General features: G+C 41.0%; 21 protein-coding genes. 10 read left to right on the top strand and 11 right to left on the bottom strand.

Annotated features, from left to right (window positions below; genetic code table 11):
• The first annotated feature begins 25 nt into the window (after positions 1 to 25).
• Both prmC and SLH46_RS19165 read left to right on the top strand, forming a co-directional pair.
• Positions 26 to 865 carry a peptide chain release factor N(5)-glutamine methyltransferase gene (gene prmC / locus SLH46_RS19170; RefSeq protein ID WP_320282837.1) on the top strand — a complete coding sequence of 280 codons (840 nt, stop codon included), beginning with the start codon at positions 26 to 28 and terminating at the stop codon, positions 863 to 865.
• An 83-nt stretch (positions 866 to 948) separates the two neighbouring features.
• A complete protein-coding gene (locus tag SLH46_RS19165; protein WP_320282836.1) occupies positions 949 to 2,013 on the top strand; it encodes an endonuclease/exonuclease/phosphatase family protein in 1,065 nt (354 codons plus the stop codon).
• Here the strand turns inward: SLH46_RS19165 and SLH46_RS19160 are convergent.
• Positions 2,010 to 2,945 carry a bifunctional riboflavin kinase/FAD synthetase gene (locus SLH46_RS19160; protein ID WP_320282835.1) on the bottom strand — a complete coding sequence of 312 codons (936 nt, stop codon included), beginning with the start codon at positions 2,943 to 2,945 and terminating at the stop codon, positions 2,010 to 2,012. The two genes, SLH46_RS19165 and SLH46_RS19160, sit on opposite strands and share 4 nt — an antisense overlap.
• Before the next feature lie 348 nt (positions 2,946 to 3,293).
• On the opposite strand from SLH46_RS19160, the gene SLH46_RS19155 reads away from it, so the two are divergent.
• The 3 genes from SLH46_RS19155 to SLH46_RS19145 are packed head-to-tail and all read left to right on the top strand — an operon-like array spanning position 3,294 to position 6,321.
• Positions 3,294 to 4,451 carry a TlpA disulfide reductase family protein gene (locus SLH46_RS19155; RefSeq protein WP_320282834.1) on the top strand — a complete coding sequence of 386 codons (1,158 nt, stop codon included), beginning with the start codon at positions 3,294 to 3,296 and terminating at the stop codon, positions 4,449 to 4,451.
• 15 nt (positions 4,452 to 4,466) lie between these two features.
• Complete coding sequence (locus SLH46_RS19150; protein ID WP_320282833.1) at positions 4,467 to 5,228, top strand: UDP-2,3-diacylglucosamine diphosphatase; 762 nt, start codon at positions 4,467 to 4,469, stop codon at positions 5,226 to 5,228.
• 10 nt (positions 5,229 to 5,238) lie between these two features.
• Positions 5,239 to 6,321 carry a 3-oxoacyl-ACP synthase III family protein gene (locus tag SLH46_RS19145; RefSeq protein ID WP_320282832.1) on the top strand — a complete coding sequence of 361 codons (1,083 nt, stop codon included), beginning with the start codon at positions 5,239 to 5,241 and terminating at the stop codon, positions 6,319 to 6,321.
• A gap of 85 nt (positions 6,322 to 6,406) precedes the next feature.
• On the opposite strand, the gene ung is transcribed toward SLH46_RS19145, so the two are convergent.
• Complete coding sequence (gene ung / locus SLH46_RS19140) at positions 6,407 to 7,069, bottom strand: uracil-DNA glycosylase (RefSeq protein ID WP_320282831.1); 663 nt, start codon at positions 7,067 to 7,069, stop codon at positions 6,407 to 6,409.
• A 128-nt stretch (positions 7,070 to 7,197) separates the two neighbouring features.
• On the opposite strand from ung, the gene rmuC reads away from it, so the two are divergent.
• On the top strand, positions 7,198 to 8,547 hold the full coding sequence (gene rmuC / locus SLH46_RS19135; RefSeq protein ID WP_320282830.1) for a DNA recombination protein RmuC: 1,350 nt from the start codon (positions 7,198 to 7,200) through the stop codon (positions 8,545 to 8,547).
• A gap of 133 nt (positions 8,548 to 8,680) precedes the next feature.
• Here the strand turns inward: rmuC and SLH46_RS19130 are convergent, their stop codons facing one another.
• From SLH46_RS19130 to SLH46_RS19115, 4 genes are all read right to left on the bottom strand, one after another.
• Entirely contained in the window at positions 8,681 to 10,024 is a 1,344-nt protein-coding gene (locus SLH46_RS19130) for a dihydroorotase (RefSeq protein ID WP_320282829.1), read from the bottom strand.
• A 106-nt stretch (positions 10,025 to 10,130) separates the two neighbouring features.
• A complete protein-coding gene (locus tag SLH46_RS19125; RefSeq protein ID WP_320282828.1) occupies positions 10,131 to 10,742 on the bottom strand; it encodes a hypothetical protein in 612 nt (203 codons plus the stop codon).
• On the bottom strand, positions 10,732 to 11,247 hold the full coding sequence (locus SLH46_RS19120) for an RNA polymerase sigma factor (protein WP_320282827.1): 516 nt from the start codon (positions 11,245 to 11,247) through the stop codon (positions 10,732 to 10,734). The genes SLH46_RS19125 and SLH46_RS19120 overlap by 11 nt, the downstream gene beginning before the upstream one ends.
• Before the next feature lie 125 nt (positions 11,248 to 11,372).
• Positions 11,373 to 12,107, bottom strand: a complete 735-nt coding sequence (locus tag SLH46_RS19115; protein ID WP_320282826.1) for a polyprenol monophosphomannose synthase — start codon at positions 12,105 to 12,107, stop codon at positions 11,373 to 11,375.
• A gap of 245 nt (positions 12,108 to 12,352) precedes the next feature.
• Between SLH46_RS19115 and SLH46_RS19110 the strand changes: the two genes are divergently transcribed.
• Positions 12,353 to 13,909 (top strand): sigma-54 interaction domain-containing protein, encoded by a 1,557-nt coding sequence (locus SLH46_RS19110; protein ID WP_320282825.1) that lies wholly within the window; start codon positions 12,353 to 12,355, stop codon positions 13,907 to 13,909.
• 62 nt (positions 13,910 to 13,971) lie between these two features.
• A complete protein-coding gene (locus SLH46_RS19105) occupies positions 13,972 to 14,439 on the top strand; it encodes a GNAT family N-acetyltransferase (RefSeq protein ID WP_320282824.1) in 468 nt (155 codons plus the stop codon).
• Positions 14,440 to 14,498: 59 nt separating this feature from the next.
• Here the strand turns inward: SLH46_RS19105 and SLH46_RS19100 are convergent, their stop codons facing one another.
• From SLH46_RS19100 to SLH46_RS19080, 5 genes are all read right to left on the bottom strand, one after another.
• A complete protein-coding gene (locus SLH46_RS19100; protein WP_320282823.1) occupies positions 14,499 to 15,887 on the bottom strand; it encodes an efflux transporter outer membrane subunit in 1,389 nt (462 codons plus the stop codon).
• 20 nt (positions 15,888 to 15,907) lie between these two features.
• Complete coding sequence (locus SLH46_RS19095; protein WP_320282822.1) at positions 15,908 to 19,060, bottom strand: efflux RND transporter permease subunit; 3,153 nt, start codon at positions 19,058 to 19,060, stop codon at positions 15,908 to 15,910.
• Positions 19,061 to 19,080: 20 nt separating this feature from the next.
• Positions 19,081 to 20,253, bottom strand: a complete 1,173-nt coding sequence (locus tag SLH46_RS19090; RefSeq protein ID WP_320282821.1) for an efflux RND transporter periplasmic adaptor subunit — start codon at positions 20,251 to 20,253, stop codon at positions 19,081 to 19,083.
• Between the two features lie 13 nt (positions 20,254 to 20,266).
• Positions 20,267 to 20,743: a MarR family winged helix-turn-helix transcriptional regulator gene (locus SLH46_RS19085; protein ID WP_320282820.1), complete on the bottom strand. Its 477-nt coding sequence runs from the start codon at positions 20,741 to 20,743 to the stop codon at positions 20,267 to 20,269.
• Positions 20,744 to 21,173: 430 nt separating this feature from the next.
• Entirely contained in the window at positions 21,174 to 21,887 is a 714-nt protein-coding gene (locus tag SLH46_RS19080; protein ID WP_320282819.1) for a hypothetical protein, read from the bottom strand.
• Positions 21,888 to 22,333: 446 nt separating this feature from the next.
• Here SLH46_RS19080 and nifH point away from each other — a divergent pair, with 446 nt between their 5' ends.
• Complete coding sequence (gene nifH / locus SLH46_RS19075) at positions 22,334 to 23,158, top strand: nitrogenase iron protein (RefSeq protein WP_320282818.1); 825 nt, start codon at positions 22,334 to 22,336, stop codon at positions 23,156 to 23,158.
• 45 nt (positions 23,159 to 23,203) lie between these two features.
• Positions 23,204 to 23,530 (top strand): P-II family nitrogen regulator, encoded by a 327-nt coding sequence (locus SLH46_RS19070; RefSeq protein WP_320282817.1) that lies wholly within the window; start codon positions 23,204 to 23,206, stop codon positions 23,528 to 23,530.
• Positions 23,531 to 23,537 lie beyond the last annotated feature (7 nt).

Below are 23,537 nucleotides of genomic sequence, written 5' to 3'. Positions count from 1 at the left end.
TAAATTTGCAGAACAAAAGTACACAATGCAGCAAACTATTCAATATATCCGCGAAGAATTGGCGCCGTATTATCCCGAAACGGAGATCTCGGGATTTGTCCAAATGATGATGGATCGTGTTTTTGGATTATCGTACACGCAAATGATTTTGGAGAAAGACCGGGTATTTGATAAGGAGGAGCAGGCAATGGTTACTGCTATTGTAAATCGCTTAAAAACACACGAGCCGATTCAATACATTTTGGGTGTTACCGAATTTTATGGTTTGCAACTGGGCGTAAAACCCGGCGTGTTGATTCCGCGGCCCGAAACGGAAGAACTGGTGGAATGGATATGCAAAACAGAGATTCTTGAGAATTCAAAAATAGTGGATATTGGTACGGGAAGTGGTTGTATTGCGCTGGCTTTAAAAAACGTGATTTCGAATGCTGAAGTGTTTGCTGTTGATACATCGGAAGATGCGTTGGAAGTTGCAGCAGAGAATGCCCGGCAAAACAAACTGGAAATTACATTTAAGCATGCCAATATTTTAAAGTGGCAGGAGTACGAATGGCAGCAGTTTGATGTAATCGTGAGTAACCCACCTTATGTGCGGGAGTGCGAAAAAGGCTTAATGGAAACCAATGTGCTGGAGCACGAACCGGAATTGGCCTTGTTTGTAAGCGATAATGATCCGCTTATTTTTTACCGGACGATTGCTGAGTTTGCATCAAAACAACTTAACGAAGGCGGCTTTTTGTTTTTTGAGATCAATGAGTATCTGGGTGACGAAATGATTGAGCTTGTTAACGGATTGGGATTTAAGTCGATAGAATTACGACGCGATTTGAATAATAAAAACCGAATGCTGAAATGTAAAAAATAAACGATTTCCACATCAGGAAATTGAGATTTTTGCGTTTGTTATTGCGAACGATTTTATATTTTGCAGATAACTAAATCTAATAAGTGAGAAAAATATTCCTAAATATACTGCTGCTGGTAAATTTAATTTTAGCCCTGGCGCTAATTGTAGCGTATCTTTCGGTGTATATACCGCCCGATAAATACTGGATTCCTTCATTATTCGGAATGGCTTATCCGTTTTTACTTGCCGGGAATCTCCTGTTTATTGTATTCTGGATTTTGTTTAAGCCACGTTACACCTTGTTATCGCTGGTAATAATTGTTGTTGGCTGGGGATATTTTTCCCGGTTTATGCAGTTTAAAGGTAAAAGCAGCGATGAGGCAAATATTAAAGTTGTTTCGTATAATGTGAAACATTTTGTGGCCGATACCAGTGGAACTCAGAAGGAAAATGCCAAAAAGATCATATCGTTTTTGGCCGGACAGAATGCGGATATTATTTGTTTGCAGGAAGCCCGTTTAAGAAAGAACAGCATTTTTAATCTGGCACAAACGGTAAAAGATCTGGAATCGATAAAACATTACCAGTTTGCACGGTCGAGCACTACTTACGGATCGGTAACGATGACGCGCTACGCGATTATAAACATGGGCGAGATCCGCTTCGAAGACTCAAGAAATATTACCATTTACACTGATGTTTTAATTGATGCCGATACGGTTCGTATTTTTAATGTTCACCTGCAATCGTACCACATCGACCCTGAAAAGTACGACATAATTGATTCGCCGGGAATAAACCAGGAGAAAGACCTGGAAGAGGTAAAGGAAATGAGCGCGAAGTTTAAAGAGGCGTTTCAATTAAGAGCTGCCCAGGTGCGCGAAATCCGAAAGTATATTGATGAGTCGCCTTACAACGTAATTCTGTGCGGCGATTTTAACGATACGCCGGCTTCTTTTTCGTACCGGAAATTAAGTTCAGGATTAAACGATGCCTTCGTGAAATCAGGAAAAGGAATCGGACGGACATATATCGGGAAGTTGCCATCGTTCCGTATCGACTATATTTTGCACGGCAATGGTTTTGAATCGTACGATTTTCAGACACTGGATTACCGCATGTCCGATCATTTGCCAATAAGCTGCAACTTATTAAAAAGGGATTAGTAATTGATCAGAATTTCCTGAGCTACTTTTTTGTCAACTTTTAGCTGTTCTACCAGTGCATCAACACCATTGAACTTCTGCTCTTCACGAATCTTATCTACAAAAATCAGAGTAATTGTTTTACCATACATGTCTCCAGAGAAATCGAAAATATTTACTTCAATACTTCGGTTGTCGGCATTGTTGTTAAACGTCGGGCGCGTGCCAATATTCAGCATACCCTTAAATTCTGTTCCGTTTATTTCAATTAAAACAGCGTACACACCGTAGCCCGGAATGATTTTGTATTTGTCAGAAGCTTCAATGTTTGCAGTTGGGAAACCCAGTTTTCGGCCCAGTTGCTCGCCTTTTACAACGGTTCCGTGTAAGGTGAACTGATAACCTAAATACTGATTTGCTCTTTTTATATCGCCGGCTTCCAGTGCAGCCCTGATTTTTGTAGAGCTCACTTTTTCAGCTTCAACCGAAAGTGCATCAGTTTTGTGCACAATAAAGTTGTAGTTTTCGGCACATTTTTGCAGGTACTCGTAGCCTCCTTCGCGGTTCTTGCCAAAACGGTGGTCGTAACCCACAACCAAACAACGCGTCCCCATTTTATCAACCAAAATTTCTTTTACAAATTCGGCATACGACAGCTCCGAAAATTCCTTGTTAAAAGGATAAATAACCAGGTGGTCCACTCCAAACTTTTCGAACAGTTTAATCTTTTCGTTTTTGGTTGTAAGCAGACGCAGGTTGGCTTTGTCGGGCGAAGTTACGATGCGTGGGTGCGGGTAAAAAGTGAAGATAACGGTTTCGCCGTTCTGCTCTTTAGCCAATTCTTTCAACTGTTCAACAACCAGTTGATGCCCTTTGTGTAATCCGTCGAAAGTACCGATGGTTACCACCGGATTTTGGGCTTTAAAGTCGTCAAGCGAATAATGTATTTTCACTGTTTTTAAAGTAAATTGAGCTACAAACCTATTGAAAATTTTAAACCTTTTAAAACAGCCGGGCGCAATCCATATTAATTCGTACGATAAATAAATGTGTATTTAATGCCGGTTATCAACAATAATACAAAATAGTTGCTGAATTGTTTGGGTTTAGTTTGTTGATATACAGGCTGAAAAGCATAAAAAATGTTATTTTCTGAATTTGCTATTTTCGATGTATTCAAAAATGTTAATTTTACGGCCTTTAACGATACGAGCCGTTTTAATCAAAAACATTTTAGTAACGATTGAATTGCACGTTTGACGGGCCGGAATTTGCTGGCACATTAAAATTATATGAGAAGCATGAGATACAGAGTTTTATTTTTTTTAGTAGCTACCCTGTTTGTATTTGGAGGGTGTAAGAAAGAAAAAGAGTTTACAATTCGTGGTAAAATTACTCACGCCGAAGACCAGAACATTGTTTTGGAGGAATTGCATACTAATTCGCTGAAAAAAATAGCAGAGGCAAAAATTAATAAAAATGGCGAGTTTGAAATTAAAGGGATGACGGGAATTCCAACATTCTATTTATTAAAACTTGCCGATCAGAACTTCATTACATTGTTGGTTGATTCGGCTGAAACAATCACTGTTCAGGCTGACGCTGCAAATTTCCACCGCGAATACCATGTTGAAGGATCAGCGGGTTCGGAGCAGGTGAAAATGCTCGATCAGAAATTAAAAGATACCCGCCACAAACTCGACTCGTTACGATCGCTGGATAATTTATATGCGGGTAATCCATCATACGACGATGTTCGTCCAAAATGGGCAGAGGAATACGACAAGATTGTTGAAGATCAGATTGAGTTTTCGACAAAATTTGTTCAGGAAAACCCGTTTGCAATGGCAAGTGTACTAGCACTTTACCAGAAGTTTAACGCACAGGATGAATCTTACGTTGTTCGCGACCTTCAGGTAATGAAAACCGCTGCTTCGGCATTAAATTCAATCTATCCGAAATCGGAGCAGGTGCAGGCACTTTATAACAATACCTTACAGTTTGTTCGTCAGCAACAGGCGCAAAAAATGAAACAGTTTATTCAGGAGCAGGGTGATAACAGTCCTGATGTTGTGTTGCCGGATGCCGACGGAAACGAAATTGCTTTATCATCATTGCGCGGCAAAGTTGTGCTGTTACAGTTTTGGGCAGCTGTCGATCGTGCTTCACGAATCCAGAATCCGGTGCTTGTTGAAGCTTATAATAAATACAAGCGCAAGGGATTTGAGATTTACCAGGTGAGCGTTGATGTTAATCGTTCGGAATGGGTTGATGCTATTGATACCGATCATTTGAACTGGATTAATGTTGGCGACATGGAGGGAAGTAAACTGGCTGCAGCTGTTTATAATGTACAAAGTATTCCGTTAAATTATTTGCTCGACAAAGAGGGTAAAATCGTTGCCAAAAACCTTAAAGGACCGGCACTCGACAAAGCGCTGGCTCAACTTTTAGATTAGTATAAAACCGAAAAATTGACAGAAAGACGGAAAATATATTTTGTTTCTGACGTACACCTTGGAGCGCCGGCCCTGAAAAATAACCGGGAACGCGAACTGCTGTTTGCTGCCTGGCTCGATGAAATTAAGGAAGATGTATCCGAGTTGTATTTAATGGGTGATATTTTCGATTTCTGGTACGAGTATAAAAAGGTTGTTCCGCGCGGATTTACACGAATTTTAGGCCGACTGGCAGATTTGACAGATAAAGGTGTTCCGGTACATTTTTTTACGGGTAACCACGATATGTGGGTGTATGATTATTTGGCTGAAGAGACCGGAATTGCTGTACATCACGATTTTATCGTTCGCGAAATAAAAGGGAAAAAGTTCTTTCTCGCACACGGCGACGGCCTCGACGCGTCGGACAAAGGATACATTTTCCTGAAAAAGATATTTACAAATACAACCATGCGCTGGCTCTTCTCGCGCCTTCACCCGAATTTCGCATTTAACATTGCGCACAAATGGTCTGCTTCCAGTAGGTTATCAAATTCGGATTATGACGAAGATTTTATGGCAAATAGGGATGGAATGTATAAATTTGCCGCGGAATTTTTTAAAACAAATCCCGTAGATTATTTTATAATGGGCCATCGGCATCAGCTGGTAAATGAAAAAATGGATGAAGGAAGCCGCTTTATTTTACTGGGTGACTGGATAAAATCGTTTTCTTACGGTGTTTTCGATGGTGAAAAATTTGAATTAAAGACATTTAAGGATAAAGCGAAAGCTTAGAAGAAGGATTATGGCAAAGCAAATTTACACACGAATTATTGGTACCGGAAGTCATCTTCCAACTCAAATAATTAAGAATACAAATTTTCTGAATAACGAGTTTTATGCTCCTTCGAAGAAAAAGATTGAGGACAAAAGCAACGAAGAGATAATCCAGAAGTTTCAGGAGATTACCAATATTGAAGAGCGACGCTACATTGCCGACGATTTGGTTACTTCTGATATTGCAGCATTTGCAGTAGAAGATGCTTGCAAATCGGCCGGAATTTCGATGGAAAGTCTGGACTTTATTATCGTTGGACATAATTTTGGCGACATCCTGGACGGAAATGTTCGCACCGATGTTTTGCCAAGTTTGGCCAATAAGGTGAAGATGAAGTTGCACATTAAAAATCCTACCTGCATTGCTCATGATGTGGTTTCAGGTTGTCCGGGATGGACGCAAGGAATGATTACTGCTGATGCCTACATAAAGAGTGGTTTTGGTAAACGAGGTGTTGTTGTTGGAGCCGATGTACTTTCACGTATTTCCGATCCGCACGACCGCGATTCGATGATTTATGCCGATGGTGCCGGAGCAACCGTTGTTGAAGCTGTTGAAAGTGAAGAGCCAACAGGTATTTTATCACACTCGAGCCGTTCGGATTCTGTTAAATATGCGAACCTGCTTACACTGGGAGAATCAAGCAATCCTGATTACGAAGGTGATGAGTTGTATATAAAAATGGCCGGACACAAATTGTATGTTTATGCCATTACAACCGTTCCTGGCGTAGTAAAAGAAAGTATCGAAAAAGCCGGGCTGGAACTGTCGGACATTAAAAAGATATTCATTCACCAGGCCAACGAAAAAATGGATGAGGCAATTTTGGCAGGCGTGTTAAAATTGTACGGTCAGAAAGAAGTGCCTGAAGGAATTATGCCAATGAGTATCCGCGAATTGGGGAACTCGTCAACAGCTACTGTTCCAACGCTTGTTGATTTGGTAGTGAAAGGAAAAATGGAAGGACACGAAGTGAATGAAGGAGATTATACCATCCTTTGTTCAGTAGGTGCCGGAATGAACATCAATTCGATCGTTTATAAGTGGTAAGAAGAGTTTGCGGTTTTAACCGGAACTATTTTAATATTCAGCGGGTGATTATTGTTTTTTACAGATAGTCACCCGCTGATTTTTTTTACCAGTTGATTGGTTCCAACCCTCTCGAGATCAGAAATTCGTTGGTGCGGCTAAAATGTTTGTTGCCAAAAAATCCGCGGCTCGCCGAAAGTGGCGACGGATGCACCGATGTCAGTACAAAATGTTTTTCCTGATCGATAAACTTACTTTTGCTGATGGCATAATTTCCCCACAGCAGGAAAACAACATTTTCTTTCTCTGCATTTATCTTTTCAATTACCGCATCGGTAAATTGTTCCCAGCCTTTTTTCTGGTGCGAAGCAGCCTGGTGTGCGCGAACAGTTAACGTGGCATTTAACAGCAAAACTCCCTGACGTGCCCATTCGGTCAGGTCGCCACTTGTGGGAATTGGCTTGCCAACATCGCCGTTTAGTTCCTTAAAAATATTACGCAAACTTGGAGGAAAAGGGATGCCGTCGTTCACCGAAAAACAAAGCCCGTGCGCCTGCCCCGGCCCGTGATAAGGATCCTGGCCGATGATCACCACTTTTAGTTTTTCAAACGGACACTGGTCAAAAGCATTAAAAATAAGTTTGCCGGGAGGATAAATCCGCTGCGTTTTATATTCGTCGCGAACAAATGCACTTAACTTCGTAAAATAATCCTTTTCAAACTCTTCGTTTAGCTGATTTTTCCAGCCTTCTTCAATTTTAACCTCCATAAAATTCGTGTAATTTTCACCTAAAAATAGAAAAATTAACTGCCCTAAAAATTCAATAAACTATTTTTTCGTGTCAGGCCTTGAGCTTCTTTGCATTTTTGTATTTTTAAAACTCAAACAAAATCAAAATGGAAATTATTTATCTGGTTGCAGGAGTGGTACTTGGCGGTGTAGTTGCATTTCTTTTTCTAAAATTGAAAGCCCAAAGCGGGCAGGCCGATGCAGGGAAATTGCTTTTTGAAAAGGAAAGTCAGTTTTTGGCGCAAAAGGCTGAAATTGAAAAACAGGGGTTGGTTTGGCAGGAACGTTACAATGCATTAAAAACTGAAGCCGATGAATGGAAAGCAGAGTTGCAGGCTTTTCGGGAAGAGAATAAAGCATTGAACGTGCGTCTCGAAAATGCCAAAGTGCAGTTTAAAAATCAGGAAGAAAAGTTAAGCGACCAGAAAAAGGAATTGGAAGATATTCAGAAAAAACTGACTACCGAGTTTGAAAATGTAGCCAATAAAATTCTGGAAAAGAACAGCGAAAAATTTACAGCTGCCAACCAAAAAAATATTGGCGAGGTATTAAATCCGCTAAAAGAGAAGATCCAGCTTTTCGAGAAGAAGGTTGATGATACTTACAAACAAGGTTTAAAAGACCAGACCGATTTAAAAGCTGAACTGAAAAAATTATACGACCTGAATAATAAAATTAGCGAAGAAGCCAATAACCTGACCAAAGCGCTAAAAGGCGATGTTAAAAAACAAGGTAACTGGGGCGAAGTGGTGCTGGAACGCATTCTGGAGCGTTCGGGGTTAAACGAAGGAGAACAAGGTTACCAAAAACAATTCAGCGACACAACAGAGGAAGGCAAACGTATTCAGCCGGATATTGTGATTAACCTACCCGATAACAAACATATTATTGTCGACTCGAAAGTTTCGATGATTGCCTACGAGCGTGCTGTAAATACCGAAAATGACGATGAACGCAGCAAATTTGTAAAAGAGCATCTTTTAAGTTTGCGCACACACATTAAAGGATTGAGCGAGAAACATTATCAAACTGCCAGCAAGTTAAACTCACCTGATTTTGTGCTGTTGTTTATTCCAATCGAAGCCTCGTTTAGCGTGGCCATTCAGGAAGATCAGGAATTGTTCTCTTATGCCTGGGATCAGAAAGTAGTAATCGTAAGTCCGTCAACACTGCTGGCAACTCTACGCACTATTTCTTCCATTTGGCAGCAGGAAAACCAAACCCGAAACGCCATAGAAATTGCCAAACAGGGTGGTGCGCTCTACGATAAATTTGTTGGTTTTATTGCCGACATGGAAAGCATCGGTAAAAACCTTTCGACCACACAGAAAACGTATGAGTCAGCGGTAAATAAGTTGTACACAGGTGCCGGAAATCTGGTTCGACGAGTGGAGAACATTAAAAAGCTGGGCGCAAAAGCTACCAAGGAGTTGCCACAGAAAATGTTAGATGATTAAAAAAAGGTGATTTCCAACAGAAGAAACCACCTTATGAATGTGTGCACTTACTTAACGAATAAGTTGCTCAGTCATAAACGTATAAAAGAGAAATAGGTTTAGGTAGAGTGATATTTTAGAATTATTCTAAAGATTATGGGTTAAAAGTAACCGCTTGTCCGTAATTCGAGTGAAGGATTTGGTTACCATCGTACACCTTAAGTCCGTTTACAAAAGTACTTACTACCTGATTCGAAAACTCAGTACGCTCGAATGGCGCCCAGCCACATTTGTATAAAATATTCTCGGGTGCAACAATCCAGCTTTTATTCGGATCAACCAAAACAAGGTCGGCATAATAACCTTCGCGGATATATCCTCGTTCGTTGATTCTGAAAAGATCGGCCGGAGCATGACACATTTTTTCAATTACTTTTTCAATGGAGATAAATCCTTTTTTGCTCAACTCGAGCATGGCAACCAGCGAGTGCTGAACAAGTGGCCCGCCCGATGGAGCTTTAAAATATGTGTTATTCTTTTCCTCCAGAGTATGCGGGGCGTGGTCGGTGGCAATTACATCAATTTTGTCGGCCAGCAAAGCTTCCCAAAGCGCTTCTTTGTCTTTTACACATTTTACTGCAGGATTCCATTTTATGCGTGTGCCGTAATCGATGTAGTCGCGCTCGTCGAACCAAAGGTGATGAACACAAACTTCAGCAGTAATTTTTTTGTCGCTTACTTTTCCCGGCGAAAACAGACTCATTTCTTTTGCCGACGAAAGGTGGAGAATGTGTAAACGTGTATCAAATTTTGAGGCCAGTTCAACCGCTTTCGACGACGAAATGTAACAAGCTTCGTCGCTGCGGATGTGGCAGTGCCGCGAAATTGGAACATTCTCGCCATAACGCTGGCGGGCAATTTCGGTATTTGCTTTTATTGTTGCTTCGTCTTCGCAGTGCGTGGCAACCAACGTTGGCGCATGTTTAAAAATTTCCGATAGTATTTTATCGTCGTCAACCAGCATATTTCCGGTTGAAGAACCCATAAAAACTTTTATGCCGCACACTTTTGTCGGATCGGTTTTAAGTACTTCCTGTAAATTGTCGTTGGTGGCGCCCATAAAAAATGAGTAATTAACCGCTGAAACTTCGGCTGCCCGATCGAATTTTTTCTGCAATTCTTCTTGTGTAACGGTTTGCGGATTGGTGTTGGGCATTTCCATGTAAGTGGTAACACCACCTGCAGCGGCAGCCTTACTTTCTGTCGCAACTTCGCCTTTATGTGTTAAACCCGGTTCACGAAAATGTACCTGATCATCAATTGCTCCGGGGATAAGTAACAATCCTGTTGCATCAATTATTTCTGTTTGGCTGGTATCAAGATCGGCGGGGACAACATGAGGAAAAACCTTCTCTATTTTTTCTCCATCAATTAAAACACTTCCTTTAAATTTTAATCCCTCATTTACTATCGTTGCGTCTTTAATCAGCGTTTTCATTTCCCCTCGATTTTTGATTTATAACAAAGTTACTAAAATACGTCGAGACCCTTTTAGTCTGCGCCCTACGAAATTTAGTAACCATCAGTCAAACGCTGTTTATGGCTCATTGTTCAAAATCAAGAAGCAAAGTTTCGATCTTTTGCAGCGTTGGTTTTTTCTTTTTCGTCCAGGTTTTTTTCCCCATAAAAAATCCGAATCCCATCAAACACCAAAATGCAATCTGGAAAAGAAGAATACCGGTCAGGAGATTCAGGTTTCCAAAATTGTCCAAAAGAGACAGTGTTGCTCCGGCGTTTACAAACAATAAAACCGGAAGTAACCACAGTTGTTGTTTGTTCCAAAATGAATAACTTTTTCGGGCATTTCTCAGAAATTGTTTTGGAGAGTCGAGAAAACTTGCACGGTTGATTTCGCTGAAACGCTTAAGCGAAAGAACGGCCAGAATAGCGAACGCAAAAACAAAGCTCGTGCCCGCTATTCGTTCTGCCGGAGATAGTCCTTTGTCAGGATTTAGAATGAAAATGAAAAAATAGGCAACAGCTCCAATGGCATATAAAATATACATGCGGCGGTATTTTCTTTTTGCCTCAGCTTCGTTGGTATGCAGCATATTCAAGAATGGTGACTCCTGATTTTTATTTCCTAAAATACCGGTAGTCATTTCTTCCGGCGATTTTAGTTCACTGTATTTTTCCGATAGTTGTTCAAAGTTCATTGTTTTGTTCCTCCATCATTTGTTTCAATTTCTTTTTTATCCGATGAAATTTTACCCTGACATTTCCCTCCGATATTCCAACAATTTCTGCAATCCGGGCGTGGTCAAGTCCTTCCAACACCAAACTGATAAACGACTTTTCCAGGACGGGAAGCCGGTTTATGGTTTCGAACATTGTTTTTAGATCTTTTTCCAGTACCGTTTTTTGGGAGATCAAAACATCGTCGTCAGAAAGTATTTCCTGTTTAATTTCCTGGCAGCGTTTGTCGTTATTGTTTTGCAGGCGGCAGTAGTTAATGGCGGTGTTTATCGAAATGCGGTAAATCCAGGTGTTAACATGGCTTTCGTTTCTGAACGAGCCCAGGTTTTTCCAAATGTTGGTAAAAATTTCCTGGAACAAATCGTCGCGGTTGTGGCTACTTCGCACATACAAACAACAAATACGAAAAACGCGGTCTTTGTTTTCCTCGAAAAGCTGTTTAAACTGATTTTCTTTTGTACTCATTTTTTGTCTTTCTACCTGCTTAGACAAAGCGCCTCGGATTTGTTACACCTGATTGGAAAATTAAGATACAAAAAAAGGCTGCACCAGGCAGCCTTCATTTATCTTTAATCATTTATCAATAATCTTTAACTCGCTCTTTCGTATTTACGAGAGAAGCTACGTAATTTCATTTTTAATACGCCCCAAAGTGCTTCGTTAAAAATGCCACCACTCATTTTCGATGTTCCTTCCTGGCGGTCGGTAAACACTATGGAAACCTCCTGAATATTAAACCCAAATTTGTGGGCTGTAAATTTCATTTCAATCTGGAATCCGTAACCGATCAGTTTAATTTTATCTAGGTCGATGGTTTCCAGTACGTTGCGTTTCCAGCATACAAAACCTGCAGTGGTGTCGCGCACGTCCATTCCGGTAACAATACGTACATACATCGATGCGAAATACGACATCAGTACACGGCCCAGCGGCCAGTTTACTACGTTTATCCCGGTAATATAACGCGAGCCAACCGCAACATCGGCACCTCCTTCAATGGCCGCAAAAAGTCGCAGCAAATCGTCGGGATTATGCGAAAAATCGCAATCCATTTCGCACACCGCTTCGTAATCTCTTTCCAAAGCCCATTTAAATCCGGCAATGTAGGCAGTCCCCAAACCAAGTTTTCCTTTTCTTTCAAGAATATGCAGTTGACCGGGAAATTCTTTCATCAGACTTTTTACAATATCTGCTGTTCCATCGGGCGAATTATCTTCAACAATCAGCAAATGAAAAGGCTTTTCCAGTGAAAATACCTTGCGGATCATTTTCTCAACATTTTCCTTTTCGTTGTATGTTGGTATGATTACTAAATTCTTTGACACGTTTTGAAATATTAGTATGAAATAACGAAAATACATTTTTTCAGGTTAACTCAATACTGTTTCCGATTCAATTCTTTATCTCTTATTCGCGTCTTTTGAAAGAAAAATACGGGTTTTGCTTTCGTAATGTTTAAATATAGATTAATAATGTGTTAAAAAGACGTAATATAATTTGATTGGTTTACAATTGTCTGTTTAATTGATGAAATTTGTTAAACACGAATAACAAGCAAGAGAAGTTGTCTATGGAATTTAAATGCAGAAAAGGAGGGGAAGAGTGTTACGGTCTGTCGGAGATGACCTTGCTTTTTGATATTAGCCAACGACTCATTCAAAGCAAGCAGTTAAAGAACGATTTGAATGGTATTGTTAAAATGGTGGCAGAATATCTGGAAGCTGAAAGTTGCTTTTTAACCATTTTGAACCGGGAGAACGAACGCATTTATATGGAGGCTGCGTATGGAGTGAACAGTACGCAACAGGCTCGTGCGAAATATAAATTGGGTGAAGGAATAACCGGAAAAGTTGTGGAAATGGGTCGGCCGGTTGTGGTCGACAAGATTTCGAAATCTTCGCTTTTTCTGAATAAAACCAATCAGGAACTTTATAAAGACGGCAAAGAACTAACCTTTGTTTGTGTGCCGGTTATCGACGAAGGGAAAGTTACCGGAACGCTAAGTTATACACGGGTTTTTAATCCATATATTGGTTCAAACGAAGACACACGTTTACTTTCAATTATCGGATCTTTGGTGGTTGGGGCCATACGCCGCCGCCAGGAGCGATTGGAAGAAGTTGAAATGTTAAAACAAAAGAATCTGGAGCTCGAAAGTCAGATTTCGGGGCACAAGCAGATGAACATGATTGGTAACTCGGGGAAAATGCGCGATGTATTTTCACTGGTCCAAATGGTGGGAAAAACTGCCTCAACCGTTCTTATCCGCGGAGAGAGCGGGGTAGGTAAAGAGTTGGTTGCCGACGCCATTCATGAAGCAAGTACACGAAAAGGAAAGACATTTATAAAAGTCAACTGCTCGGCACTTCCCGAGTCGTTGATAGAAAGTGAACTCTTTGGTCACGAGAAAGGGGCTTTTACCGGTGCCGACGCACAGCGAAAAGGCCGCTTCGAACTGGCAAATGGCGGAACCATATTTTTGGATGAGATTGGCGACATTCCACTTTCAACACAGGTGAAACTTTTGCGGATGATTCAGCAACGTGAATTTGAGCGGGTTGGCGGTACCGAAACCATAAAGTCGGATGTTCGGATAATTTGCGCCACCAACCGAAAGCTGGAACAGATGATAAAAGATGAAGAGTTTCGCGAAGATCTGTATTATCGTATAAATGTATTTCCTATTTATATTCCGTCGCTACGCGAACGTCGCGACGATATTCCTTTGCTTGTTGATCATTTTATCACCAAATTTAACAAGGCCAACCATACACAGATTAAACGTATTACCACTTCGGCGCTTGATATGCTGATGGTTTACCGCTGGCCGGGAAACATTCGCGAATTGGAGAATTGTATCGAACGGGCTTGTATTTTAAGTACCGACAAAGTGATTCACAGTTACCATTTGCCGCCATCGTTACAAACTGCCGATTCATCGAATACCAGTTCGAAAGGTGGAATGATGTACACGGTTGAACAGGTGGAGAAACAGTTGATTCGCGAGGCCTTAACAACTACAAAAGGAAACATTACCAAAGCCGCCGAAATGCTGAAAATAACCGAGCGAATGCTGGGTACCCGCATTAAAAAATACGAGATTAATGCCTGGCGATATAAAATTTAATCACAAAATACTTATTTTCAGCGGTGCTTAACTATATTGCACATAATCAATTGCCCATTTAAATGAAAAAAGAGTTAGTCCAGGTTGATCTGAATAATCCCGTTCACTGCCGGCAGGTAATTCATCTTCTGAATGATTACATGGAAGATGAAATGGGAATCAGTGAATCGATGCCTGACGGACTTGGCCCTAAAATTATTGAAGGCCTGAACCGGCATGCGGCTTACATGGGATTTTTTGTTTGTATCGGCGATAAATTTGCCGGACTAGCCAATTGTAACCTGAATTTCTCGACCTGGAAAGCCAGCCCGCTAATTAATATTCACGACCTGATCGTATCTCCCGATTTTCGTCAACAGGGAGTTGGCCTGTTTCTGTTAAAGGGTATTGAGAATTATGCCATTGAAAATGGTTACTGCCGAATAAATCTTGAAGTTCGCCACGATAATCTTAAAGCACAAAACCTTTATCGGAAAGCCGGATTTAAAGAATGCGAGCCAAATAATTTCTTTTGGGAGAACAGGTTGTAAAAAAGGGCCACCCGTTTCCGGATGACCCCTTAGCTATGAATTTATTTGTTGTTTCTGTATTATTCCCATCCGCCACCTAAAGCGCGATATAAGGAAACCACTGCATTCAACTGCTGAATGTGATCATTAACGTCGCTCAACTGTGCATTTAATAAACTTTGCTGTGCATTTAAAACTTCGGTGTAAGTGGCCGAGCCGTAAACCAGCAATTCTTTGGTGTAATCCACCGATTTTTCAAGCGCATCCAATTGTTTTGTACGAAGCTCGATCTTTTGCATCGAAGCGTCGTACATGCTGAGTGCGTCGTTCACTTCGGCACCGGCATTTAATAATGTACTTTTGAAATTTAGCAGAGCTTCTTCCTGTTGTGCTTTGGCAACTTCCAACCGGGTTTTGTTGGCCCGCTTATTAAAAATTGGCTGAACCAAACCTCCAACAAAATTGGCTGCAAACGAAGCCGGATCAAACAGATCTTCAAACGCCAGCGATTCCAATCCTGCACTTGCAGTAAGTGTAACCGACGGGTAAAAATAAGCCTTGGCGCTGTTGGTCATGTGGTAGGCACTGATAACGCTGTATTCCGCCTGCATCACATCGGGGCGTTTATCCAAAAGTTCAGCCGGAACACCAACTTCCAATACTTCGTGCGCTTGCTGACTTTCCAGTTTGCCGCGTTCCACGGTTCCCGGAGTTCGGCCCAAAAGAATACAAAGTGTATTTTCATTTTCTCTTATTTGCTGCTCAATATCCGGGATAGTAACTTCCGCAGCATAACGAGCCGCTTCACTTTGAACAACTGCAGCGCCCGTTACGCTTCCACTTTCTTTTAATGCTTTCATGGTTTCAACCAGTTCCGCACTGTTCTTTACCGTTTCTTTAGTAATCGCCAGGTTCGCATCAAGCGCCAGCAAACTGTAATACACCGACGCAATATTGGCAACCAGTCGAGTTTGAACTGCTTTTTGAGCCGCATCGGTTGCCAGGTAATTGGCGTAAGCCGATTTTTTTGCATTACTCAGTTTTCCCCAGAAATCAATTTCCCAACTACTTTGCAAAGCAATTTGCTCAGCATTGTAATGATCGGGGCCATTCGGACTGGTTGATTCTGAATTCTTAACGTAAGTGTAGCCGGCCTGTCCTGACAATGAAGGCGCCATTGCTGCTTTACTTTGTAAGAAATACGACTCGGCAGCAACAACACGCTGAACCGCAGCCTGCAAATCAAAGTTGTTTATCAACCCTTCGGCAATTAAACTGTCGAGTATTGGGTCGTTAAACAGGTTTTGCCAGCTTTCGTTTGCCAGATTGGTTTCGGCGGTCTCGGCTTCTCCGTATAATCCGTCGGTTAAATCCTGGCTACGCTGGTATTGATTTGTCGTACTACACGAGACGATCAATACCGAAACAACGGCAATCAGTAGTATATTTTTTATTGAATTTGTCTTCATATCTAATCTTTTCTAGCGGATTAACCCAAACTGTTCATTTCTGAAATTTCTTGTTCTGCCTTCGGTTTTTTCACTTTTTCTTCCAAAATCTGGAAAACCACAAACATGGCCGGAATCACCAAAATACCAATCATTGTACCGATAAACAGACCTCCCACGGCACCGGTTCCGATGGAGCGGTTACCATTGGCACCAACTCCGGTTCCGATAACCAGCGGAATCAAACCAACGATAAATGCAAACGAGGTCATCAAAATCGGGCGAAGTCGGGCGGTGGCACCTTCAACGGCAGACTCAATTATCGACATGCCTGATTCCCTTCGTTGTCGGGCAAACTCTACAATAAGAATAGCATTCTTAGCCAAAAGCCCGATGAGCATTACCAGCGAAATTTGCAGGTAAATGTTGTTTTCAACACCTAAAATGCGGGCGAAGATGAATGCTCCGGCAATACCAATTGGCAACGATACAATAATTGAAAGAGGCATTATGTAACTCTCGTACTGAGCCGCCAGCAGGAAGTATACAAATATCAAACTCAAAATAAAGATGATGATGGTTTGATTACCTGCATTGATCTCCTCGCGGGTGATTCCCGAGAATTCGTAGTCGTAGCCGGTTGGCAAAAGATCGGCTGCCACTTCGCGAACAGCTTCAATGGCGTCACCCGAACTATAACCCGCATTTGGACTTCCGTTTACCGTAATGGCAGTGTACATATTAAAACGGTTAATCGTTTCAGGTCCGTAAACCCGTGTTAGCGTTATGAATTCCGAAATAGGAGCCATTTCGCCGGTGCCGGTGCGTACTTTAATATTATTTAAGTCTTCAGGATTTCCGCGGTATTTTCCTTCCGACTGTACCATTACACGGTATTGTTTACCAAAACGGTTAAAATCGGAGGCGTAATATCCACCAATGTAACCTTGCATTGCCGCCAGAACTGAGCTGACCTGCAGTCCCGAGCGCATACAACGTGCAGCGTCTACATCAATCCGGTATTGCGGGAAATTGGTATTAAATGCGGTACGTGCGTATTGAATCTCCGGACGTTGATTTAAGGCACCAAGGAAATTATTGGCTACTTTCTCAAAGTCGTGAATATCGCCACCGGTTTTGTCTTCCAATTGTAATTCGAAACCACCGGTAACACTAAATCCCGGAACCATAGGTGGCGAGAAGATAATAATCCGGGCACCTTTAATTTGCGAAGTAAGCATGTACAGTTTCTGCACAATGCTGTTCAAATCCTGTCCTTCACCTTTTCGTTCATCAAAAGGTTTTAATCCTGCAATGACCATCGCGTAAGGTGATCCCTGACCTCCCATAAACGAGAAACCGGTAATTGCTGTTCTACCATTAATTTCGGGTACTGTAGCCAGTATCTCGTCAATCTGTTTTGTAACCTCGGCTGTTCTTTCTCCCGAAGAAGCCGGTGGCATCGCAATATCAACAAACATCCGACCGGTATCTTCAGCAGGAACAAAACCGGTAGACGTTGTTTTCATCAGGTAGCCAAGCAAGGCAACAAAAACCAGGATCATTGTTCCGGCCAGTAATCTCTTATTAATAAAGAAGTGGGTTACCTTTTTGTATTTCCCTGTCATACTTTCAAACGCAGTGTTAAAAGCAACATAAAAGCGTTTCATTACACCTTTCTTCTCTTTTTCTTCTTCGCTGTGCGGTTTTAGGAAAATTGCACAAAGCGCAGGACTCAGGGTAAGCGCATTAATTGCTGAAAGTATAATAGCTACGGTAAGTGTAATTCCAAATTGTTTGTAGAATACTCCGGTGGTTCCGGTGATAAACGTTACCGGAACAAACACTGCTGCCATTACCAGGGTAATAGAAACAATAGCTGTTGAAATTTCGTTCATTGCCGAAATTGCAGCGTTCTTGGCACTCCGCGCCCCGGAGTCGAGTTTCGCGTGAACCGCTTCCACCACCACAATGGCGTCGTCTACCACAATACCGATGGCGAGCACCAGCGCAAACAGGGTCAACAGGTTAATGGTAAATCCAAACAGGTTAAGGAAGAAGAAGGTACCAATAATTGATACCGGAACGGCGATTGCCGGAATAAGTGTTGCCCTGAAATTTTGCAGGAACACAAAAACCACGATAAATACCAGGATAAACGCCTCGAGCAAAGTGTGCAATACTTTTTCGATTGAGGCATCGAGGAATTCGTTGGTGTTCATGAGCTCCATATAATCAACTCCCGGAGGAAATGACTTGGACGCTTCTTCCAGTGTGCGTTCTATTTCCAGGATTACTTCGCGGGCGTTCGATCCGGCCGATTGGAAGATGGCCATACTAATACCCGGTTGTCCCTGGGTTTGTGTCATTGCTGTGTAATCCAGCGAACCAAATTCAACACGGGCAACATCCCCAAGTCGCAAAATATTTCCGTCTGCATCCGATTTAATTACAATATTCTCAAACTCTTCGGGTTGTGTAAGTTTTCCCCGGTAACGAATCACGTACTCAAAACTCTGACCGTTTTCACTACCAAAACGACCGGGAGCGGCCTCAAGGTTTTGGGCATTCAAGGCGGAAACAACATCGGCGGGTATTAAATTATAGGTCGACATAATATCCGGTTTTAACCAAATACGCATCGAGTAGTCTTTTCGCCCGAAAACCATTGCTTCACCTACACCATTAATACGTTGTACTTGCGGTAGCAGGTTAATTTTCGAATAGTTCTGCAGGAATGTTTCGTCGTATCTTCCGTCGGTGCTGTACAGCGAAAATACCATTAACATGTTGTTCTGGCGCTTGGCGGTAAGAACTCCCGCACGCGTAACCTCGGCAGGTAAAAGCGAGTTGGCACGTGCCACACGGTTTTGAACGTTAACGGCTGCCATATCCGGATCGGTTCCTTGTTTAAAGTACACCGAAATTGTGGCCGATCCGTTATTACTCGCTGTTGAACTCATGTAAATCATGTCTTCAACACCGTTAATTTGTTCTTCGAGCGGAATAACCACACTATTCAAAACTGTTTGTGCATCGGCACCGGTGTAGTTAGCCGATACCCGGATTGTTGGCGGAGCAATATCGGGATACTGCTCAATGGGTAAAGTGGTAATTCCCAGCACGCCGAGAATAACCAGTATGATTGAAATAACCGTTGAAAGTACCGGCCTTTCTATAAATTTTCTAAACATAACTGTTGTCTTCTAAATAATTAATTGTTCGAAGGTTGATTGCTCTGAGCTACTGCTTCTCCGGCTAACTTGGGTTTTATCTCCATTCCGTCGCGAAGCGTTGTAATTCCTTCAACCACAATTTTATCTCCGGCTTTAAGTCCTGAGGTAACTACAAAAACGTCTTTCAAATCGCCTGCAATAATCTGAATTTCGGTATTTACAACTTTGTTCTCGCTGTTGGTTACGTATACAAAATGTTTTCCCTGAATTTCGTAACTGGCCGGTTGCGGAACCAGCAAAACATCTTCCAGATAATTTGGCAAACGAATATTTCCGCTTCCTCCCGAACGAAGGTTTCCTTCAGCATTTGGGAATGAGGCACGCATATTAATTGCACCGGTTTGCGGATCAACAATTCCACTGGCAATTTCAATTTTACCTTTTTGCGCGTACACCGATTGATCAGGTAAAATCAGATCAACTTCCGGCAGGTTTGCCAGTTTTTCGGCGGTGGTAGCACCTTCCAGGTTTTTAATCAGTTGTAAAAATGCTTTTTCGTTCATCGAAAAATAAGCACGCATGCTGGCTGTATTCGAAACGGTTGTAAGCGGCAGCGTAACCGAGCTACTTACCAAACTACCAACGCGGTATGGGAACGTTCCGATAAAACCGTTTGTTGGGCTGCTTATCATGGTATACTCGAGGTTGGCTTTTGCATTGGCCAGATTGGCCTGCGCCTGTGCCAACTGTGCTTCGGCCGATTGCAAATTGGTTTTAACTGATTCGAGCTGAAATTCGCTGATAATGTTTTTTTCTACAAGTGGTTCGGTTTTCTCCAATTCGATTTTTGCAGTGGCTACCTGCGATTCGGCAACTTTAATCTGAGCTTCGGCCGATCGAACCTGCGCACGAATATCGTTGGCATTTAATTGAAAAAGAACCTGTCCTTTTTTTACATAGTCGCCTTCGTCAACAAAAATCTTCTCGATGTAACCTGCAACTCTCGGGCGGATCTCAACAGTTTGTTCGCCTTCGAGTGTTGCCGGAAAGTTTTGATAAAGCGTAATGCTTTTCGGACTAACTTCCTGAACAAGATACTCGCGAACCTGGCTCATCATTTGAGCATTTCCCGCTTGTTTATTTGAACAGGAAGAAAAAATAAAAAGAATGGCCAGAAGTGCCAAGCTTGTGGATTTTAAAATTGTTTTCATTGTTGTAATTATTTTATTTCTGAATTTTTCTGTTTTTATCTTCTGTCAACGACAGACATTCCATAAAACCGGTGTTTAATTGAATTTTTGAAATCACATTTTCAAAATGATTCAACTCCTCGGGTGTAATTCCGTTTAACAGTTCGGATGACACCTCGGCCGAAAGTTTTTTCATAAACCCGAATAACTCAATACCCGTTTGTGTAAGTTTTAGTTTTTTCTTGCGTTTATCACCTTCGTCCTGCGAACGTTCAACGTAGCCCAAATCAATCAGCGAATTTATCTGGCGGGTAACAATTGATTTGTCGCGCAGAAAATGGTTAGCCAGGTCTTTTTGTGTAGATGCAGTATTCTTAGTTATATAATGTAACACCACATAATGTTCAAGGCTCAGATCAATATTGTTCTCCTTAAACTTTGTCATCATCTTAAAACGAACCAATTTCATGGTTTGTCCAAGCTGATAGGTCAGCGGGAATTCTGTTTTCATGACTTTCTAATGTTTCTGAACGGCAAAAGTAAAATAAATTAGTTGCATAAGTCAACTATTATTTTGCGAAAAAGTTCAAAAAATGTAATTTGATAACAATCTCTTGATAGTTAACAAGGTATTGTATGATCAGTTTGTTAAGAGAATATAAATGGTATCGGTATGTACTTTTAATAGTCAGAACTGGCAGGATAATCTGATTTTACATATTTCCTACCTAAATGTAGGTTGCCTGAATGTTAAGACCCCGAAGTGCCTTTAATCATGGGCTTCTAATAATTTTCGATTGCGGTGTGTGCGAAATAGTGAAGCCTTAATAAAATCATCCACGGAATAAGAAATTGATTAAGCAGTTATAATATGTACTTGTATTTGGGGTGGAAAAATGTATAGATTGTTTACTTGAGCTTAAAAATCGGAGAATGAATTTTTATGCCTCTATATCGAAAACGAACTCAGTATTGGGATATTCAGGCGTGACAAACTGATTCGTATACTGTTCAATCTCTTTAATCCGGTTTTTTAAATCCTCACTTGGTGCTCCATTAAATTTTGAGATATTTATTATAAAGCGGAAATTCAATCCGGAGTGGCGTTGTACATTATTAATAGTATCAACAATCAAACGTTGAATATCATGCAGCAAACGCTCTTCATTCATATTGCCAACAAGGAAAACAATACTTTTTTTACCCATATTTTCTTCGTCCGTTTCCATGGCATTGCTTGAGCTCTCTTCAAAATCAGGAGCTTTAATTTCATAAAAAATATTCTTTTCAAGGTTGCTAAATTGCAACTCCCCTTTAGGCATCAGTGTATCCTTATCGATTACCTGAAAATATACCAATCCGTTTTCAGTCTTATTATTATATCCTTTGTACAGCCAATAAGTGAGTTCCTGTCCTTGGGCATTCATTGTTGCCAAATCTGTAATAATAAATGATTCAGACCTAGGAAGAGATGCCAATGTTGCGGACACAAAATCATTGGTGTATTCGGTCATATTCACTTCATTAACAGAATCATTTGAATGTTTTACAAACATGATGTTTGGATTTTTTTGACTTAATTCCTTTCCAATTATCTGCTGATTTACCTCTTTGATATACTTTTTAAGCGCTATGGCTGCCTTCAGATATTCCATATTCTAACTAGTTTTTTTCAAAAATATTCAATATCAGGAATCTAACTAAATGATTTCCCAAATGAGAATTATGCTTAACCTTAAATTGAAAATTAAAAAACTCAAAACGACGTATTTTGCGACAACCTTATTTCTTTTCACTTTTTTAGATTGACTTTCATTCCTACCAAAATGTAGGTTACCTCAATGTTAACACCCCGAATGCCCTTTAAACATGGGCTTCATAAAAATTTCCACCTTATTGTGTCCTAAACAGTATCGTCCTACATAATTGTAGGATTATTTCGATCCTTATTCTTAGTGTAAATAAAATTGAATCTTTTTTAATGTCAGAATATCAGCGTGTTATGGTGGTAGATGGCGTGTAAATATGTTGTCGAGCATGTTCTTTGGCACCAATATGGCACATAGAAAATCAAACGATATAAACTTAAAATACAAGAATCATGAGAAAGATTGCAATTTATGGTAAAGGTGGAATTGGTAAATCAACCACAACACAAAACACAGTAGCCGGATTGGCAGAATTAGGTAAAAACGTAATGGTAGTAGGTTGTGACCCAAAGGCTGACTCTACTCGTTTGTTACTTGGTGGTTTGGCACAAAAAACTGTTCTGGATACACTTCGTGAAGAAGGTGAAGATGTTGAGTTAGATGATATCATCAAAAGAGGATATGCTAATACTCGTTGTGTAGAGTCAGGTGGTCCTGAGCCAGGTGTAGGATGTGCCGGTCGTGGTATCATTACTTCTATTAATATGCTGGAGCAGCTAGGTGCATGGGATGAAAAATTCGAAACTGATTATACGTTCTACGATGTACTTGGTGACGTTGTATGTGGTGGTTTCGCAATGCCTATCCGCGATGGTAAAGCTGAAGAAATTTACATTGTAGTATCGGGTGAGATGATGGCGATGTACGCTGCCAACAACATCTGTAAAGGTATTAAAAAGTATGCTCAAACAGGTACAGTACGCTTGGGTGGACTGATTTGTAACTCACGTAAAGTTGAAAACGAGCAGGAAATGATCGAGCAATTGGCATCGCGTATCGGAACTCAGATGATTCACTTTGTTCCTCGTGACAACATGGTTCAGCAAGCAGAGATTAACCGTAAAACAGTTATTGATTTCGCTCCTGAACATCCACAAGCTGACGAGTATCGTGCATTAGCAAAAGCTATTAACTCTAACGAAATGTTTGTTATTCCTGAGCCTCTTGAAATCGAGGAATTGGAGAAACTATTGATCGATTTCGGTATTGCTAACTAAGTCAACTAACCAAACAAAAATAAAAACCTTTAAAATCTAGTAGTTATGTTAATGATACGAGCCATTGTACGCCCAGAGAAATCAAGTAAAGTGTTAAAAGCCCTGTTTGAAGCAGGATACATCGCAGTTACTAAGATTCCGGTGGTGGGTAGAGGTAAACAGCGTGGTATTAAAATAGGTGATATTACTTATGACGAACTTCCAAAAGAGATGTTGATTATGGTGATTAAAGATGAAGACAAAGACTTCGCAATTAGCACCATTATGGAAGCAGCTCGTACTGAGCCGAAAGGTGCATTTGGAGACGGAAAAATATTTGTTACCGCAGTAGAAGAGGCATACACCATCAGCCGCGGAACTAAAGAATTATAATTCTAAA

Origin of the sequence: Draconibacterium sp. IB214405 (assembly GCF_033963885.1) — a bacterium.
In the GTDB taxonomy this organism is placed as follows: Bacteria; Bacteroidota; Bacteroidia; order Bacteroidales; family Prolixibacteraceae; genus Draconibacterium.
This window is presented reverse-complemented; position numbering and strand designations above follow the sequence as displayed.